At 58.0% G+C, this 16,592-nt stretch carries 12 protein-coding genes; 7 read left to right on the plus strand and 5 right to left on the minus strand.

Annotation, left to right across the window (positions count from 1 at the left end):
• Positions 1-43: 43 nt before the first annotated feature.
• A complete protein-coding gene (locus VD17_RS27215) occupies positions 44-1,438 on the minus strand; it encodes a class II fumarate hydratase (RefSeq protein ID WP_046056535.1) in 1,395 nt (464 codons plus the stop codon).
• 192 nt (positions 1,439-1,630) lie between these two features.
• Here VD17_RS27215 and VD17_RS27220 point away from each other — a divergent pair, with 192 nt between their 5' ends.
• From VD17_RS27220 to VD17_RS27240, 5 genes are all read left to right on the plus strand, one after another.
• Positions 1,631-2,155 carry a DUF2059 domain-containing protein gene (locus VD17_RS27220; protein ID WP_046056536.1) on the plus strand — a complete coding sequence of 175 codons (525 nt, stop codon included), beginning with the start codon at positions 1,631-1,633 and terminating at the stop codon, positions 2,153-2,155.
• A gap of 12 nt (positions 2,156-2,167) precedes the next feature.
• Positions 2,168-2,467: a BolA family protein gene (locus VD17_RS27225; RefSeq protein ID WP_008151216.1), complete on the plus strand. Its 300-nt coding sequence runs from the start codon at positions 2,168-2,170 to the stop codon at positions 2,465-2,467.
• A 310-nt stretch (positions 2,468-2,777) separates the two neighbouring features.
• Positions 2,778-3,719 carry an oxygen-dependent tRNA uridine(34) hydroxylase TrhO gene (gene trhO, locus VD17_RS27230; protein ID WP_046056537.1) on the plus strand — a complete coding sequence of 314 codons (942 nt, stop codon included), beginning with the start codon at positions 2,778-2,780 and terminating at the stop codon, positions 3,717-3,719.
• Positions 3,720-3,758: 39 nt separating this feature from the next.
• A complete protein-coding gene (locus tag VD17_RS27235; protein WP_177338865.1) occupies positions 3,759-4,361 on the plus strand; it encodes a DsbA family protein in 603 nt (200 codons plus the stop codon).
• Positions 4,354-6,171: an ABC transporter ATP-binding protein gene (locus tag VD17_RS27240; RefSeq protein WP_046056538.1), complete on the plus strand. Its 1,818-nt coding sequence runs from the start codon at positions 4,354-4,356 to the stop codon at positions 6,169-6,171. Before VD17_RS27235 ends, VD17_RS27240 begins: the two co-directional genes overlap by 8 nt.
• 1 nt (position 6,172) lies before the next feature.
• Here the strand turns inward: VD17_RS27240 and VD17_RS27245 are convergent, their stop codons facing one another.
• Positions 6,173-10,348, minus strand: a complete 4,176-nt coding sequence (locus tag VD17_RS27245) for a hypothetical protein (protein ID WP_046056539.1) — start codon at positions 10,346-10,348, stop codon at positions 6,173-6,175.
• A gap of 216 nt (positions 10,349-10,564) precedes the next feature.
• Between VD17_RS27245 and VD17_RS27250 the strand changes: the two genes are divergently transcribed.
• Together VD17_RS27250 and VD17_RS27255 are read left to right on the plus strand one after the other, a co-directional pair.
• Entirely contained in the window at positions 10,565-13,021 is a 2,457-nt protein-coding gene (locus VD17_RS27250) for an EAL domain-containing protein (RefSeq protein WP_046056540.1), read from the plus strand.
• A 78-nt stretch (positions 13,022-13,099) separates the two neighbouring features.
• Complete coding sequence (locus VD17_RS27255) at positions 13,100-13,861, plus strand: TenA family transcriptional regulator (RefSeq protein WP_440130587.1); 762 nt, start codon at positions 13,100-13,102, stop codon at positions 13,859-13,861.
• Positions 13,862-13,946: 85 nt separating this feature from the next.
• Here the strand turns inward: VD17_RS27255 and sugE are convergent, their stop codons facing one another.
• From sugE to rdgC, 3 genes are all read right to left on the minus strand, one after another.
• On the minus strand, positions 13,947-14,261 hold the full coding sequence (gene sugE, locus VD17_RS27260) for a quaternary ammonium compound efflux SMR transporter SugE (protein ID WP_008151200.1): 315 nt from the start codon (positions 14,259-14,261) through the stop codon (positions 13,947-13,949).
• Positions 14,262-14,380: 119 nt separating this feature from the next.
• Positions 14,381-15,346 (minus strand): bile acid:sodium symporter family protein, encoded by a 966-nt coding sequence (locus VD17_RS27265; protein WP_046056542.1) that lies wholly within the window; start codon positions 15,344-15,346, stop codon positions 14,381-14,383.
• Between the two features lie 146 nt (positions 15,347-15,492).
• Positions 15,493-16,413, minus strand: coding sequence for a recombination-associated protein RdgC (gene rdgC, locus VD17_RS27270; protein ID WP_046056543.1), 921 nt, complete (start codon positions 16,411-16,413; stop codon positions 15,493-15,495).
• Between the last annotated feature and the right edge of the window lie 179 nt (positions 16,414-16,592).

Raw genomic sequence — 16,592 nt, forward strand, 5'->3', positions numbered from 1 at the left:
GCGTGGCTTGCCCGCGATGGCTGACTGTCAGGCGCTACAAAACTCAGCCCTTGGCGCCAGCCTCAAGCATATTCTCCGGCCTTACCCACGCATCAAACTCTTCATCCGTCAGATACCCAAGTTGCAACGCCGCCTCACGCAAGGTCAGCCCTTCGGCGTAAGCCTTTTTGGCGATCTCCGCCGATTTGTCATAACCAATGTGCGGATTCAGCGCTGTCACCAGCATCAACCCACGCTCCAGATGTTCAGCCATTTTCTCTGCGTCCGGTTCCAGACCGGCGATGCAGTGCTGCTGAAAGTTACTGCAGCCATCGCCGAGCAGGCGGATCGATTGCAGCAGGTTGTGGATGATCACCGGTTTGAACACGTTCAGTTGCAGGTGCCCCTGACTCGCGGCAAACCCGATGGCGACGTCGTTGCCCAAGACCTGACACGCCAGCATCGACAGGGCTTCACACTGAGTTGGATTGACCTTGCCCGGCATGATCGAGCTGCCCGGCTCGTTGGCCGGCAGTTTCACTTCGGCGAAGCCTGCGCGCGGCCCGGAGCCCAGCAGGCGCAGGTCGTTGGCGATTTTCATCAGGGTCACGGCGAGGGTTTTCAGCGCGCCGGACAGCGTGGTCAGCGGCTCATGGCCTGCCAGGGCGGCAAATTTGTTGGGGGCAGTGACGAACGGCAAGCCGGAGAGCGCGGCCAGCTCGGCAGCGATGGCTTCGCCAAAACCGTGGGGCGAATTCAGCCCGGTGCCGACCGCGGTGCCGCCCTGGGCCAGTTCACAGACGGCCGGCAGCGCGCTGCGGATTGCCCGTTCGGCGTAATCCAGCTGCGCGATGAACGCCGACAGTTCCTGACCGAAGGTAATCGGCGTCGCGTCCATCATGTGGGTGCGACCGGTCTTGACCAGCTTCATATGCCGCGCGGACAGCTCGGCCAATCCGCCCGACAGTTCGTTGATCGCTGGCAGCAGTTGCTGTTGCACTGCCTGGGCAGCCGCGATGTGCATGGCCGTCGGGAAACAGTCGTTGGAACTCTGGGAGCGATTGACGTGATCGTTAGGGTGGACCGGCGACTTGCCGCCGCGAGGATTACCGGCCAGTTCGTTGGCGCGTCCGGCGATCACTTCGTTCACGTTCATGTTGCTCTGGGTGCCGCTGCCGGTCTGCCAGACCACCAGCGGGAACTGGTCGTCGTGACTGCCGTCGAGTACTTCGTCGGCGGCCTGTTCGATCAGGCGAGCGATGTCGGCGGGCAGGTCACCGTTGCGGTCATTGACCCGCGCCGCGGCTTTCTTGATCAGTGCCAGGGCGTGCAGCACCGCCAGCGGCATGCGTTCGTTGCCAATCGCGAAGTTAATCAGCGAGCGTTGCGTCTGAGCGCCCCAGTAGGCTTCATCCGGGACTTCCACCTGGCCAAGGCTGTCGGTTTCGATACGGCTCATCATGCACACTCCTGTAGGTCTGATAGCGCAGTTTAGGCCGTGATCGCAGGTCGTGGTTCCATCAGTCTGGAATTTGACCGTTCAACCCCTCTAAATCAGTCCCGACAAGGCTTGGGGTTGAGCGACACACTTTTTTAGGCGCAGAATGGACGCCCTTGGGGTTTTACCTCGCCTGCTAGAAAAGGAAACTCGATGACTCGTCTTCGTGCCATCTGTACCGCGGTTGCACTGGTTTGCGCCAGCGGCCCTGTTTTTGCCGATACCGCCAGCCACAACGCCAGTGCCGAAGCTTTCCTGACCCTGGCGCACGCTGACAAATTGGGCACTCCGGTGTACATGCAAGTGCAGCAAATGTTCGCTCAGCGCTTTGTACAAACCAAAGCTCCTGAATCGAAAAAGGCCTTGCTGGAAACCTACCAGGCCAAAGCCAACGCCGCGCTGGACCAAGCCATTGGCTGGAACAAGCTGAAGCCGGACATGGTCAAGCTCTACACCACCAACTTCAGCGAATCCGAGCTGAAAGACCTGGTCGCGTTCTACCAGTCGCCACTGGGCAAGAAAGTCCTGGAAAAAATGCCGCAGCTGACTCAGCAATCGGCCCAGATGACTCAAGCCAAGCTGGAAAGCGCCGTGCCTGTGGTCAACAAACTGCTGGCTGACATGACGGCCGAGCTGGAGCCTAAAGGCGCCGCCGCTCCAGCCAAGAAAAAGCCTTAAGCGGAGTTCGGTATGACCATGCAACAACGCATCGAATCGACGCTGGGCCTGTTGCAGCCGCAGCATCTGCAAGTGCTGGATGAAAGCCACATGCACAGCCGTGGGTTGCAGACCCACTTCAAGGCCGTGGTGGTCAGCCAGCAGTTCGAAGGGCTCAACCGCGTCAAGCGTCACCAGAAAGTCTACGGCACGCTTGGCGAGCTGATGGGCGAGTTCCATGCGTTGGCGCTGCATACCTACACGCCAGAGGAATGGGCACAGATCGACGCGGCTCCGGCCTCGCCGACCTGTGCTGGCGGCAGCAAGCATTGATGTGATGGATGAGGGCTGTTGTGGCGAGGGGATTTAGCGAAACGTCGCACCGCCCCGTTGGGCTGCGAAGCGGCCCTGAAAATATCAGCCTCACTGCGGTGTGTCAGGCAAACCGAGCTGCCCGTATTACGACTGCTTCGCAGCCGAACGGGGATAAATCCCCTCACCACATTGGTTTGTGCCAAGCCTGCAGATCGCAGTCCTAAAACCACACCGTTTTTGCTAGAATCCGCAACGCGCCGCTCACCCGGCGCGTTTTTTTTCGCATCCGGTTCACCCCTTACGAGGGTAGCCACCTGGAGAATCACCCATGACACAACAGATTGTCGTGGCGGCACTGTATAAGTTCGTCACCCTGGAAGATTACGTCGCCCTGCGCGAGCCACTGCTGCAAGCGATGGTCGACAACGGCATCAAAGGCACGCTGCTGATCGCCGAAGAAGGCATCAACGGCACCGTGTCCGGCAGTCGCGAAGGCATTGACGGGCTGATGGCCTGGCTCAAGAACGACCCGCGCATGGACGACATCGACCACAAAGAGTCGTACTGCGACGACCAGCCGTTCTATCGCACCAAAGTCAAACTCAAGAAAGAAATCGTCACCCTCGGCGTCGAAGGCGTGGACCCGAACAAAAAGGTCGGCACCTACGTCGATCCAGAGAACTGGAACGCGTTGATCAGCGATCCGCAAGTGCTGTTGATCGACACCCGCAACGACTACGAAGTCTCGATCGGCACCTTCGAAGGCGCCATCGACCCGAAGACCACCAGTTTTCGCGAGTTCCCCGACTACATCAAAGCCAATTTCGACCCGGCCGTGCACAAGAAAGTCGCGATGTTCTGCACCGGCGGCATTCGTTGTGAAAAGGCGTCGAGCTATATGCTCAGCCAGGGCTTCGACGAGGTCTATCACCTCAAGGGCGGCATTCTGAAGTACCTCGAAGAGGTGCCGCAGGAAGAAACCAAATGGCAGGGCGACTGCTTCGTGTTCGATAACCGCGTGACCGTGCGCCACGACCTCAGCGAAGGCGACTACGATCAATGTCATGCCTGTCGGACACCGATCAGCGTCGAAGACCGCGCATCCGAGCACTACGTGGCCGGCATCAGTTGCCCGCATTGCTGGGATAAACTGAGCGAGAAGACCCGTCGCAGTGCCATCGACCGGCAAAAGCAGATCGAACTGGCCAAGGCTCGCAACCTGCCTCACCCGATCGGCTACAACTACAAGCAAACCCCTTCCGAGGCTTGAACCATGTCCGTGCAACGCCTGCTCTATGTGATGGACCCGATGTGTTCCTGGTGCTGGGGCTTCGCGCCGGTGGCCAACGCGCTGGTCGAGCAGGCGCAAGCAGCGGGGGTGGACGTGCACCTGGTGGTGGGCGGTTTGCGCACCGGCAGCGGCTCCGCGCTGGAGCCGACCACCCGGCGCTACATCCTTGAGCATTGGCAGGCGGTCACCGAGGCCACGGGTCAACCGTTCAAGCTGGAAGGCGCGTTGCCCGACGGGTTTGTCTACGACACCGAACCTGCCTGTCGGGCGCTGGTGACCGCGCGCAGCCTGGCGCCGGATTGCGCGTGGAAACTGCTCGGGCTGATTCAGCACGCGTTTTACGCCGAAGGTCGCGATGTAACGCATGCCAGCGTTCTGGTGGAGCTGGCGGAACAGGCCGGTCTGCCGCGCATCGAATTCGCCGCCGCGTTCGACCGTGCCGATCAGCACGCCGCGACGGCGGCCGATTTCACCTGGGTCCAGGACCTGGGCATTGCCGGTTTCCCTACCTTACTGGCTGAGCGGGATGGTCAATTGGCGCTGTTGACCAATGGCTATCAGCCCCTCAGCGTATTGTCTCCGTTGCTCGGCCGCTGGCTGGAGCGCGCTGCCTGTGCATGATCTGCCCGACGACGCACCACCTGCTTCGCGTGTCGACCGTCTGAGCTGGGCAGAAATCCGTCGCCTGGCGCTGCATCACAAAAAATCCCTGTGGATCGCCAACGGCGTGGCGGTGCTGGCAACCCTGTGTAGCGTGCCAATTCCCTTGCTCCTGCCGTTGCTGGTGGACGAAGTACTACTGGGCCACGGCGACGCCGCGCTGAAGATCATGAATCACGCGCTGCCCGAAAACTGGCAGAAAGCTGCGGGTTACATCGGCCTGATGCTGCTGGTGACGCTGGGACTGCGTTGCGCTGCATTGCTGTTCAACGTGGTGCAGGCGCGGTTGTTTGCGGCGCTGGCCAAGGACATCGTGTACCGCATTCGCGTGCGACTGATTGAACGGCTCAAGCGCATTTCGCTGGGTGAATACGAAAGCCTGGGCAGCGGCACGGTCACCACCCACCTGGTGACCGACCTGGACACGCTGGACAAATTCGTTGGCGAAACCCTCAGTCGTTTCCTTGTGGCCATGCTGACCCTGGTCGGCACCGCCTCCATCCTGATGTGGATGCACTGGAAGCTGGCGTTGCTGATCCTGCTGTTCAACCCGTTGGTGATCTATGCCACGGTGCAGTTGGGCAAACGGGTCAAGCACCTGAAGAAACTCGAGAACGACAGCACCTCGCGCTTTACCCAGGCGCTGACCGAAACCCTCGACTCCATTCAGGAAGTACGCGCCGGCAACCGTCAGGGATTTTTCCTTGGACGCCTGGGTCAACGCGCCCGGGAAGTGCGCGATTACGCGGTGAACTCTCAGTGGAAAACCGATGCCTCGAACCGTGCCAGCGGCTTGTTGTTCCAGTTTGGCATCGATATTTTTCGTGCGGCGGCGATGCTCACCGTGCTGCTTTCCGACCTGTCCATCGGCCAGATGCTCGCGGTGTTCAGCTACCTGTGGTTCATGATCGGTCCGGTGGAACAGTTGCTGAATCTGCAGTACGCCTATTACGCGGCCGGCGGCGCGCTGTCGCGGATCAACGAGTTGCTGGCCCGGGCCGATGAGCCTGAATACCCGGGCGGTGTCGACCCGTTCAACGGTCGCGAAACCGTTGGCATCGAAGTCCAGGGATTGAGTTTCGGTTACGGTGACGAGCTGGTGCTGAACCAGATGAACCTGTCGATCGCCCCCGGCGAAAAAGTCGCGATTGTCGGCGCCAGCGGTGGTGGTAAAAGTACCTTGGTGCAGTTGCTGTTGGGCCTGTACGCGCCGCTCGCCGGGACGATTCGCTTCGGCGGCTCGACCCAGCAAGAGATCGGCCTGGAAACCGTTCGGGAAAATGTCGCCGTGGTCCTGCAACACCCGGCGCTGTTCAACGACACCATCCGCGCCAACCTGACCATGGGCCGCGAACGCAGCGACGAAGCCTGCTGGCTGGCGTTGGAGATTGCTCAGTTGCACCACACGGTGCGTGAATTGCCCAACGGCCTGGACAGCATTGTCGGACGTTCCGGCGTGCGCTTGTCCGGCGGGCAGCGCCAGCGCCTGGCGATTGCGCGGATGGTGTTGGCCGAGCCCAAAGTGGTGATCCTCGACGAAGCCACCTCAGCGCTGGATGCCGCCACCGAATACAACCTGCACCAGGCGTTGGCGCGGTTCCTGAGCAACCGCACCACGCTGATCATTGCGCACCGGTTGTCCGCGGTGAAGCAGGCCGACCGGGTGCTGGTGTTCGACGGCGGGCAGATTGCCGAGGATGGCGACCATCAGCAATTGATTGCCGATGGTGGGTTGTACGCCAAGCTTTATGGGCATTTGCAGCAACATTAGATCAGTGCCACAGGACGTTCAGCGCATTTTCACCGCCGTCGAAACCGAATTCCTTGATAACAACCGAACAGGATTCGCAGGGAGGCATGGTGGTGGCGACGTTAACCGTTTCTATCGATCCGGGATCGGGGTATTTTTCGCGAATTACGCTGATCAACTTGCTTTCGCTGTCCAGTGACGTGGGCTTGCGAGTCAGTGTCGGGCTATAGCTTTCAATATCTTTTATTGTCGCTGGCACAGCGAGTAATTTGCCTTCATCAGACACACGGAGTGATGTGCTGGGAAAAACTTCGTTCATATCAACATTGAAGTAGGTCGTTTCGCCTACCTTGACCTGATCTGCGCCAAGATTTTGTTTGAACAAAGGCAGATGTCCAGTCGCCCCTTGCGCTCCCGAAACACTTACATAAACCTCCCGCTTCCCGGTGGCGGTGACTACTTCGGCATAGGCGATGTTTCTAGCATTGAGCGGGCGCTGGTGACGAGGGGTAAGGTTGTGAAGCTTTTTCATCGTGCTGTCGATCCTTAATGCACTGTCGGTATTCTTCAGCACGATGCTCGGCTCATCGAACAATGTATCGAAAATCTCCACTGTTCTTTGACGGAAGGCTTCTGATGCGACCTTGCTGCGCGACCAGCTTGTCGCACCTTTCGGCAGTTGCGTGACAATCATTCGGGTCGAGTGATCGAACAGCACCGCTTCGCCTGGACTGGTATCGACCTTGAGTAGCTTGAGCGTATCGGGCGGGTTCACGTGGCCGCCAATCGGAATGGCAACTTCTTCCATTGTTTTCAACGCACGTTCCACCGCTTCCGTGCCGTGAATCCTTGCAATATTGTTGGCATTCAACGATCCGGTGTAGACAGTCAGCAATTCTGCTTTGAGATCTTCCGGCAATGTGGAAGCTTTCTTGAAATTCAGCGTGTCTCTAATGCTTTGACCTTGTGCCAGTTCGGCGACGTAAAAAGTTCCGCCATCCAGCCGGGTAAACACATAGTGCTTCGAATCGTCTATCGCCGGGATGATGATGGCACCGGCCTGGAACGAGTCAAATTGATTCTGGTTCCCATAGGGAATACTCACCTTGATCCTTCCATAAATCCCTTTTTGGAACTCCATCGTGGCCGGGAGCCGGCTTTTATTCTTCAGGGTTTTAAGCAACATCGCCCGATCCGCGGTGGCCGGCGTATAGATACTGTCTCCGAACCATGGCGCCCAGCCTTTGTTTTCGTCGAAACTGCCAATGGCCGGCGTCGGTGCCGGATCACGGGTGACGAATGTGGTCGTGCATACATCGGCACCCGAGTTACGGCGTACTCGGCAAGGCAAGGATTTGAACATCGCCTGATCATCAATCAAGTCGGCGCGGCGCAGTTGGTTGCCGTCCAGACGATAGGGAATGTCATCAACGAGCAGTGTGGTTCGACCATCGACCTCAAGTACTTCACGGATATGGGCGTATTCCGGGAGTTCTACCAGGGCGTGCGATTCGGTAGGCGGTAACGTGTTGAAGGTTGACCGGCCCTGTATGAGGTTGTCGCTGTGATTGTGCAGGCGCGGACCATAGGGCAAGGACGTCACCGGGTCGACGGGGTGGAATCGGGTCAGGTCCGACGGGCTGGTATTGCGCACAAGTACATTATCGACGCCGTTGACCGTTGCCAGTCGATCGCTGTTTGTCAGCGGTTTCCAGCGCCCCGGATCGGTTGCCTGGGGCAGGTTGTGGAGCAGTCGGTAGCTGTCGGCGTGTCCTGTCAGTTTTTTGAACCCGCTAACACCAAGGCGGCCCGACATGTACAGTCCTTTCCCCGCACCGGTTCCGATTGACTTGATCAGTGTCGGAACCCCGTCCAGCGGGTTCAGGTTTTTCAGCGAAGCGGTCAGCAGTTTTCGGGTCAACGTTGAAAAGGAGGGCAGACTTGCTTTGACGGTCATGCGCGAGGCCGTGGCCCCGGCCCTGATCAAACGAATCGAACCCGACATGAATTTCCCGACAGGACTGATGAATGAAGCCAGGTCCAATACGAGTCCGATCACGCCCATGAGTATCCGGTCAGTTTTGCCCGACAAAAGGTCCTCAATACTGCCCCAGAAGGGCACAAATCCTTTGGCCAACTCTACGAACGTATCCCGCCGTTGTTCGTTTCTGGCCCTGATGGTATCGAATGCCGTCATGCCGCGGGCCTGGGTATGCAACTGCCGTTCATCTACGTACAGAAAGTTCGTTGCAATGTAGTGGGCCACTGCATTCAAACGGGGGGATACCCCCGCCGTTCCTTCTCTATGGCTAATGGCTGCGCTTGGCAATACAGATGCTGGCACGTCACCTACCACGCCGAGGATCGCTATGCAGTAGGCCTTGTCAGCAGGCTGCTTGCCATTCAGGTGCGCTGACCAATCGAGAAGTAGAGAAGTGCTGAATTCAGCCGTATAGGTTTGTCCAGGGATTGAGGCGTGCAAGGGGAACGTGGTGCGGACCCCTTCGACAGTTGAAAACCTCAAGTGGTGTCGGCGACGAATGACGCCAGCACTCGGGATCAGTTCGTAATAGGTGATTTCATGATTGTGGGTCACCTGTAGAACGAAACCTTTTCTTGGGCGGATGTCTCCCTTTAATTGGATGAGTGTGTTTTCCAGGCGCAGGCCCAGCACGCGGACGTCACCCCGTTCAAGGGCATGGCGGTCGGCCAGCGGCAGCGAGGTCAGTAGACTGGCGATCAGGGGCTGGTAGGCCGTCCTGATTTTCGAGAGGTAGTTTGTGAAGTCTGTTTCAAACTGCGCGTTGATATCAGGCAGCGTCTTGCCCTCGTATCTGGTAAACACACGCCTTTCGATCCCCCTATGATCCTTGCGAAATTCCTCATCTTGCAGGGTTCGCTTGTCGTCGATCCTGATCCAGTGACGGGTTCGTGTTTTCCCATCCGACTGGGTTACAAACCATTTTCTTCCGTCATCCAATTGGCCGTCGGCATAGACATCGAGGAATGCAGCGCCCGGCAGCTTCAATGAGGGCATGTCTCTGGACCCCAAGCTGCTCGGTGGCTCATCACGCAGCAACTTGCGCCCGTCCGATTCGAACATTGCATCGCCAAACAGATCATCCTTTACCCGTTTGGCCATCTTCAGTCTTTCAGGGGGCGGCAAATCGAGTGTCATGACAGCGTTGTTCAGGCTCTCGCTGTGGCTTTCCAGAGCGGCCATCGCCCGCTTCGTATCGTCCTCGTCGTAATCGGATTCCGTTCGCGATTGAATGATGCCGCTGCACACCGCCCATTCCAGTGCTGGCCCCATCCTCAGTCGCGCAATCTTCTCAAGTTGTTCGGAGGAGGCGTCGGCGCTCCGGGTCAGGGGCAAGTCGACGAGTTGTTGAAAGGACAGCGGTTGCAATCGATCAACGCCGAGTTCATCTGCCAGCAGTACACCGTGCATGAAGTTCACCCACACCACCGAGCTTTTGTAAGGAAGGTCGGGCGGGATATCGCGCACAGCGAAGTCCTTTGAGAGGCGGGTCTCGAAAACCCGAGCGAGAAAGGTCGCTTCTTTTGTATCAGCGACCCGTTTTGTGCGCAGCAAGTGCTGTTCAAAGTCGCTGCGCAGGGTCTGGTAGCTTTTGCCCCAGTGAGCCGGGTCTTGCCAGCGGAATCCGGCGAGTTCCTGCGGCTCATCGGCTGACGGGGCTTGGAAGTAAAGGCATATGGCTTTGCAAGCCAGTTGATGGCGTACGGACCTCGAAGTCTGCTCGCCAGAGCCTGCGCCATACCACTTGAGCGCCTTGAGTAGCCTGTCGACCAGGTCTTGTGTTTCAACCGTGTTCAGCATTTGCTGGAGGAATACAGATGGCGTTGCGCGCAGGTGATCCATGGATGCCGAAGCCAGTACAGAGGCGCCGAGATGACCGATTAACGAACGCTTGCCGTTCAGGAAAGCCTTCACGATGTCGGTGATTTGAACATTGATGCGTTTTGACTTGTAAGTATCGATGGTCATGTGTTGCGCGAGGTCGGGGGTCGCGCGCTGAAAAGTCTTGAACCGTCTTCGATCCTGGGCAGTGGGGCGCAGGCCCAAGTCTTCGATATCCGGGCCGTCGTCGAGTCCAAGAGCCTGTCTGGCGCGAAATTCTTCGCTCGCCGGAGACAGGGGAGGCTGATCAGGTGAAGGTAAAGAGGTCTCTGTCATGTCGCACTCCTTTGAAAGGACTCCCGCAATGGATAGGGGAGCCCGAAGTGCCTAGTAAATAGATCTCGAAACCGGCATTGGCGGTATATATCTATAGGGGGGCGCACGTGTACGGCATTGAGGCCGATCCTCTGCTTGCCGGAACCGGGAACGCACCCTAGTCTAGCTGTAGCGATCACGGTGGATGATGATCTGGCAGTGCTAAATAGGGACCTCATGAATCAAGCGCGGACTCTCGGAACGCCCCGGTTGTTAGGCATCGTCTGGCCATTTATTGCCGTCGTGTTATTTCAAGCCTTGCTGGGCGGTGTCAGCCTGTATGTTCTGTCGGCGGTTCGCGGCTACGTTGCCGGTGAAAGCCTGTGGTCCAAAGGCCAAAAAGACGCCATCTATTACCTCAATCTCTACGCCGACAACCGCGACGAGACCATTTTCCTCAAATACCAGAACGCCATTGCCGTACCGCAGGGGGGCCACGAGTTACGTGTGGCGCTGGATCATCGGCCACCGAATATCGAAGCGGCACGGGTGGCGATCCTCAAGGGCGGTAACCACCCGGGTGACGTCTCCAGTGTGATCTGGCTGTACCTCAATTTCCGGCACTTCAGCTACCTCGAAAAAGCCATCGATCTTTGGACTGTAGGTGACGCGTACCTGGTGCAACTCGATGACGTTGCGAAGGAAATGCATCAGCACATTCCTGGCAATCAGGCCGCCGAGGCTGACATCAAGCGCTGGAAAGACCAGATATTCGCCATCAACGAGGGTGTGACACCGGCGGCGAAAGCCTTTAGCGATGCATTGGGCGAAGGTTCACGGGTGATCCTGCGGCTGCTGCTGGTGATCAACCTCGCCACCGCCCTGGGCTTGATTGCATTAGCATTGATGCGTACTCACAAACTGCTCAAGCAGCGCCATGCGTTCGCCGAGGCCCTGCAGTTGGAGAAGGACCGGGCGCAGATCACCCTTCAATCGATTGGCGATGGCGTGATCACCACGAATGTCGACGGCGCGATCGCCTACATGAACCCGGCCGCCGAGGCGCTGACCCACTGGAAGGCCGAGCAGGCGACGGGTTTGCCGCTGGCGGCGCTGTTCAATCTGCTGGACGAGAACGCTCAGGCCGATGGCACACTGATCGAGCACATTTTGAGCGGCCAGCTCAGTGGTGGCAGCGAACACTCAAAACTGATCCAGCGTCTGGATGGCAGCACGGTTTCGGTCACCCTGGTCGGTGCGCCGATCCGCAACGCCGGCAAAGTCAGCGGCACGGTGCTGGTGCTGCATGACATGACCCAGGAGCGGCAATACATTGCCAATCTGTCCTGGCAGGCGACCCATGACGCCTTGACCGGGCTCGCCAATCGCCGCGAGTTCGAATATCGCCTGGAACAGGCGTTGCACAATCTGACACGGCAGTCGGGGCGCCATGCGCTAATGTTCCTCGATCTGGATCAGTTCAAACTGGTCAACGATACCTGCGGCCATGCGGCGGGTGACGAGTTGCTGCGGCATATCTGTGCGTTGTTGCAATCCGGTTTGCGCGAAGGCGATACCCTGGCCCGACTGGGTGGCGACGAGTTTGGCATCCTGCTGCAGAACTGCGCCCCGGAAGCCGCCGAGAAAATCGCCGAAAGCCTGCGTCAGACCGTGCAGAACCTGCACTTCGTCTGGAAAGGTCGACCATTCGTGACCACTGTGAGCATCGGGCTGGTACACGTCGCTCAGAATCCGACCACTCTCGAAGCCTCGCTACGCGCTGCCGACATGGCCTGCTACATGGCCAAGGAAAAGGGCCGCAACCGGGTTCAGGTCTATCATGCCGACGATTCGGAACTGTCCCTGCGCTTCGGCGAGATGGCTTGGGTGCAGCGCTTGCACATGGCGCTGGAAGAAGACCGCTTCTGTCTATATGCACAGGAAATCGTCCCCCTTGGTCATGTCGAGAGGGGCGGTGGACATATCGAAATTCTGTTGCGCCTGCACGATGAAGCCGGACGCATGATTTTGCCCGACAGTTTTATTCCGGCTGCCGAGCGTTATGGTCTGATGACGTCCCTTGACCGCTGGGTTGTACAGAACGTTTTCGAAATTATTGCCCAATGCATAGCCGAACAGCGCAAAGGCCCATTGGCCATGTGTGCGATTAATCTGTCAGGCACAACTATCGGAGATGAGGCGTTTCTGCACTTCCTGCGTGAACAGTTTGTTACTTACTCCATACCGCCTGAAATGATTTGTTTTGAAATCACTGAAACCAGTGCTATTTCCAATCTCGGAAGTGCAATCAAATTTATTAATGAACTCAAAGGTTTAGGTTGCCACTTTTCACTGGATGACTTTTGCGCCGGAATGTCCTCATTCGCGTACTTGAAACATTTACCTGTAGACTTCCTGAAGATCGACGGGAGTTTCGTAAAGGATATGCTGGACGACCCGATTAACCGCGCAATGGTCGAAGTGATCAATCACATCGGTCATGTAATGGGTAAGCGTACGATTGCCGAGTTTGTTGAAACACCCCAGATCGAGCAGGCATTGCTGGAGATCGGGGTGGATTACGCTCAAGGGTATGTTATTGAACGCCCGCATTTGTTTACCTGCGACAGTTTACAAAGTCGTCCAGCCAGGCCTCAGCCTTTGTTAGTCAAGGCGCCTGGCACGTTCCGTTGAAATCTCTTGCTGATCCTTATAATCACAATCAAAAGGAGCTCGACAGTGATCGACACATTCAACCGAACCGGACCACTCATGGAAGCTGCAAGTTATCCCGCCTGGGCTCAACGCCTGATCCAGGATTGCAGCGAGAGCAAACGCCGGGTTGTCGAACACGAACTGTATAAGCGTCTGCGTGATAACAAACTCAGTGCAAAGACCATGCGTCAGTACCTGATTGGTGGCTGGCCGGTAGTCGAACAGTTCGCGTTATATATGGCACAGAACCTGACCAAGACTCGCTTTGCCCGCCATCCAGGTGAAGACATGGCGCGTCGCTGGCTGATGCGTAACATACGCGTCGAGTTGAACCATGCCGATTACTGGGTGCACTGGAGCCGTGCTCACGGTGTCAGCCTGGAAGATTTGCAAGCGCAAAAGGTTGCCCCTGAACTTCACGCCTTGAGCCACTGGTGCTGGCACACCAGTTCGGCGGATTCGCTGATCGTTGCCATTGCCGCCACCAACTACGCCATTGAAGGTGCGACCGGCGAGTGGTCGGCGCTGGTCTGTTCCAGTGGCGTCTACGCGGCATCATTCCCCGAGGAAGATCGCAAGCGGGCCATGAAGTGGTTAAAAATGCATGCCCAGTACGACGATGCCCATCCGTGGGAAGCCCTGGAAATCATCTGCACGCTGGCGGGCATGAACCCAAGCAAATCCCTGCAAGCGGAATTGCGTCAGGCGGTGTGCAAAAGCTACGACTATATGTTCCTGTTCCTGGAGCGCTGCATGCAACTTGAGCAGGCGGGAAAGGCTCCTGTCGCGCGTGGGCGCATGGAGCTGGCCGAGAGCTGATCGTTTAATACGCGCCATTGAAAAAGCCCGCTCCCCTGTCTGTATCGAAAGGGGGGGCGGGCTTTTTCGTTATGGCAGCAATCAGTCAGGCGCTGATCTTCAGTCCGACCAGCCCGGAAATGATCAGCGCCACACTGGCGAGCCTGAACAGCGCCATGGATTCACCGAACAGAATGATCCCGGCAATTACCGTCCCGACCGCACCGACCCCCGTCCAGATCGCGTAGGCCGTGCCCAGCGGCAATTCCTTCATGGCAAGGCCCAGCAAGCCAAGGCTGATGGCCATGGCGGCAACGGTCAATGCGGTGGGGAGAGGGCGGCTGAAGCCATCGGTGTATTTCAGGCCGACGGCCCAGCCAACTTCGAACAGGCCGGCGAAAAACAGAATGATCCAGGACATGAGAGACCTCCATCGATTGACGGGGTCGTCCCCAGATTAATGACTCGATCGAGCCGCGAGGTCGTCCTCGCGTTTTGCAATAGAGTGCCCATCATTAACCCGGGGATCAAGTTTGCGGATCAGTCGGTGGCCTGTTGAGCCGCCACCTCACGATCTTCTTTCTCGCTCATCCGGCGGAAATAGGTCGAGAGCAGCGCCCCGGAGATGTTGTGCCAGACACTGAACAACGCACTCGGCACCGCCGCCAGCGGCGAGAAGTGCGCACTGGCCAGGGCTGCACCCAACCCGGAGTTCTGCATGCCGACTTCCAGCGCCAGGGATTTACGCTGGGCCAGTGGCAACTTGAACAGCTTCCCGGTGAAGTAACCCAGCAGATAGCCGAAGCTGTTGTGCAGCATCACTACCGCCATGATCAGCAGGCCGGATTCGGCGATCTTCGCCTGGCTGGCAGCCACCACGGCTGTGACGATAATGACGATGCTCACCACCGAGATCAGCGGCAGTACTTCCACCGCGTGACGAACCCGATCACCCAGCAGGCGCTGGGCAACCACGCCAAGCACGATCGGCAACAGCACCACTTGCAGGATCGACCAGAACAACTCCATGAACGAAACCGGCAACCAGGCTGAGGCCAGCAACCAGATCAGAGCCGGGGTCAGTAGCGGGGCGAGGAGGGTGGTGACAGCGGCGATGGCCACCGACAGCGCCAGATCGCCGCGGGCCAGCCAGGTCATCACATTCGACGAGGTGCCACTTGGGCAGCAGCCGACCAGGATGACGCCGACAGCGATCTCTGGCGGCAAGTGGAAAGCCTGGCAAAGCAACCACGCCACACCGGGCATGATCACGAAATGCGCAACCACGCCCAGGGCCACGCGCCATGGATGGCGAGCGACTTCGGCGAAGTCTTCGAGTTTGAGGGTCAGGCCCATGCCGAACATCACCAGGCCCAACAGCGGCACGATCGCGCCTTTCAGGCCGATGAACCAGGTTGGTTGCAGGAACGCCACGATGGCGAAAATCAGTACCCAGTAAGCGAAGGTGTTGCCGACAAAACGACTCAATGCAGCCAGTGCGCGCATGGCCTGATCCTTATTCTTGAGTAGCACCATAAAACCAATGTGGGAGCGAGCCTGCTCGCGAAAGCGGCCTGTCATTCAACAATGATGCTGACTGACATGACGCCTTCGCGAGCAGGCTCGCTCCCACAGTTTGAGATCACAAGCTTTTAGATCCCCTGCGGAGTCTCTTCGCCGCCCAGCGCTTCAACCAGCGCCGGCAGGAAGTCACCGAAGGTCAGCATCATCAGGGTGAAGCTGGCGTCCAGTTGGCCGAGGGCTTCTTCGCCACCGTCCTGTTCCGCCTGGTCTTGCAGCAGGTCTTCGAACTTCAGGCGCTTGACCACCATCTTGTCGTCAAGCACGAAAGACAGCTTGTCTTGCCAGGCCAGCGACAGCTGAGTGACCACTTTGCCGGTGCTCAGGTGCAGCTGGATTTCTTCGCTGGTCAGGTCCTGGCGCTTGCAGCGCACGATGCCGCCGTCTTCGTGGGTATCACGCAGCTCGCACTCGTCCAGCACGAAGAAATCGTCCGCGGCTTTCTGAGTGGTGACCCACTCAGTCATGGTCGCGGTAGGGGACATCTTCACGGTCAGCGGACGTACCGGCAGCGTGCCGATGACTTCACGCAGGGTGGACAACAAGTCTTCGGCACGTTTCGGGCTGGCCGAGTTGACCAGGATCAGGCCCTGTTTCGGTGCGATGGCAGCGAAAGTCGACGAACGACGAATAAAGGCGCGCGGCAGGAAAGCCTGGATGATTTCATCCTTGATCTGATCGCGTTCCTTTTTGTAGACCTTGCGCATTTGTTCGGCTTCGATCTCTTCGACCTTTTCCTTCACCGCGTCACGCACGACGCTGCCCGGCAGAATGCGTTCTTCTTTACGGGCGGCGATCAGCAGGAAGTCGCCACTGATGTGCGCCAGCGGAGCATCTTCGCCCTTGCCGAATGGCGCGACGAAACCGTAGGTGGTCAACTCCTGGCTTGCACATGGACGCGCCAGTTTGGTGGCCAGTGCAGTTTCCAACGCCTCGGCATCAAAAGGCAGATCTTGGGTCAGGCGATAGATAAGCAGGTTTTTGAACCACATGGGGCGAGTCTCTCCTTTATACAAAGGGGGGCATTATTCTCTTCGCAGCGCCATAGGCCAACCCTTCTCTAAGCCTTTGGAAGGCCTCAAAAAATTAATTAAAAAAGTGCTTGCCAGAGATGTGGTCGCTCCGTAGAATGCGCGCCACACCGAAAGTGAAGGGTGATTAGCTCAGCTGG

The organism is Pseudomonas fluorescens (assembly GCF_000968015.1).
Classification (GTDB): domain Bacteria; phylum Pseudomonadota; class Gammaproteobacteria; order Pseudomonadales; family Pseudomonadaceae; genus Aquipseudomonas; species Aquipseudomonas fluorescens_W.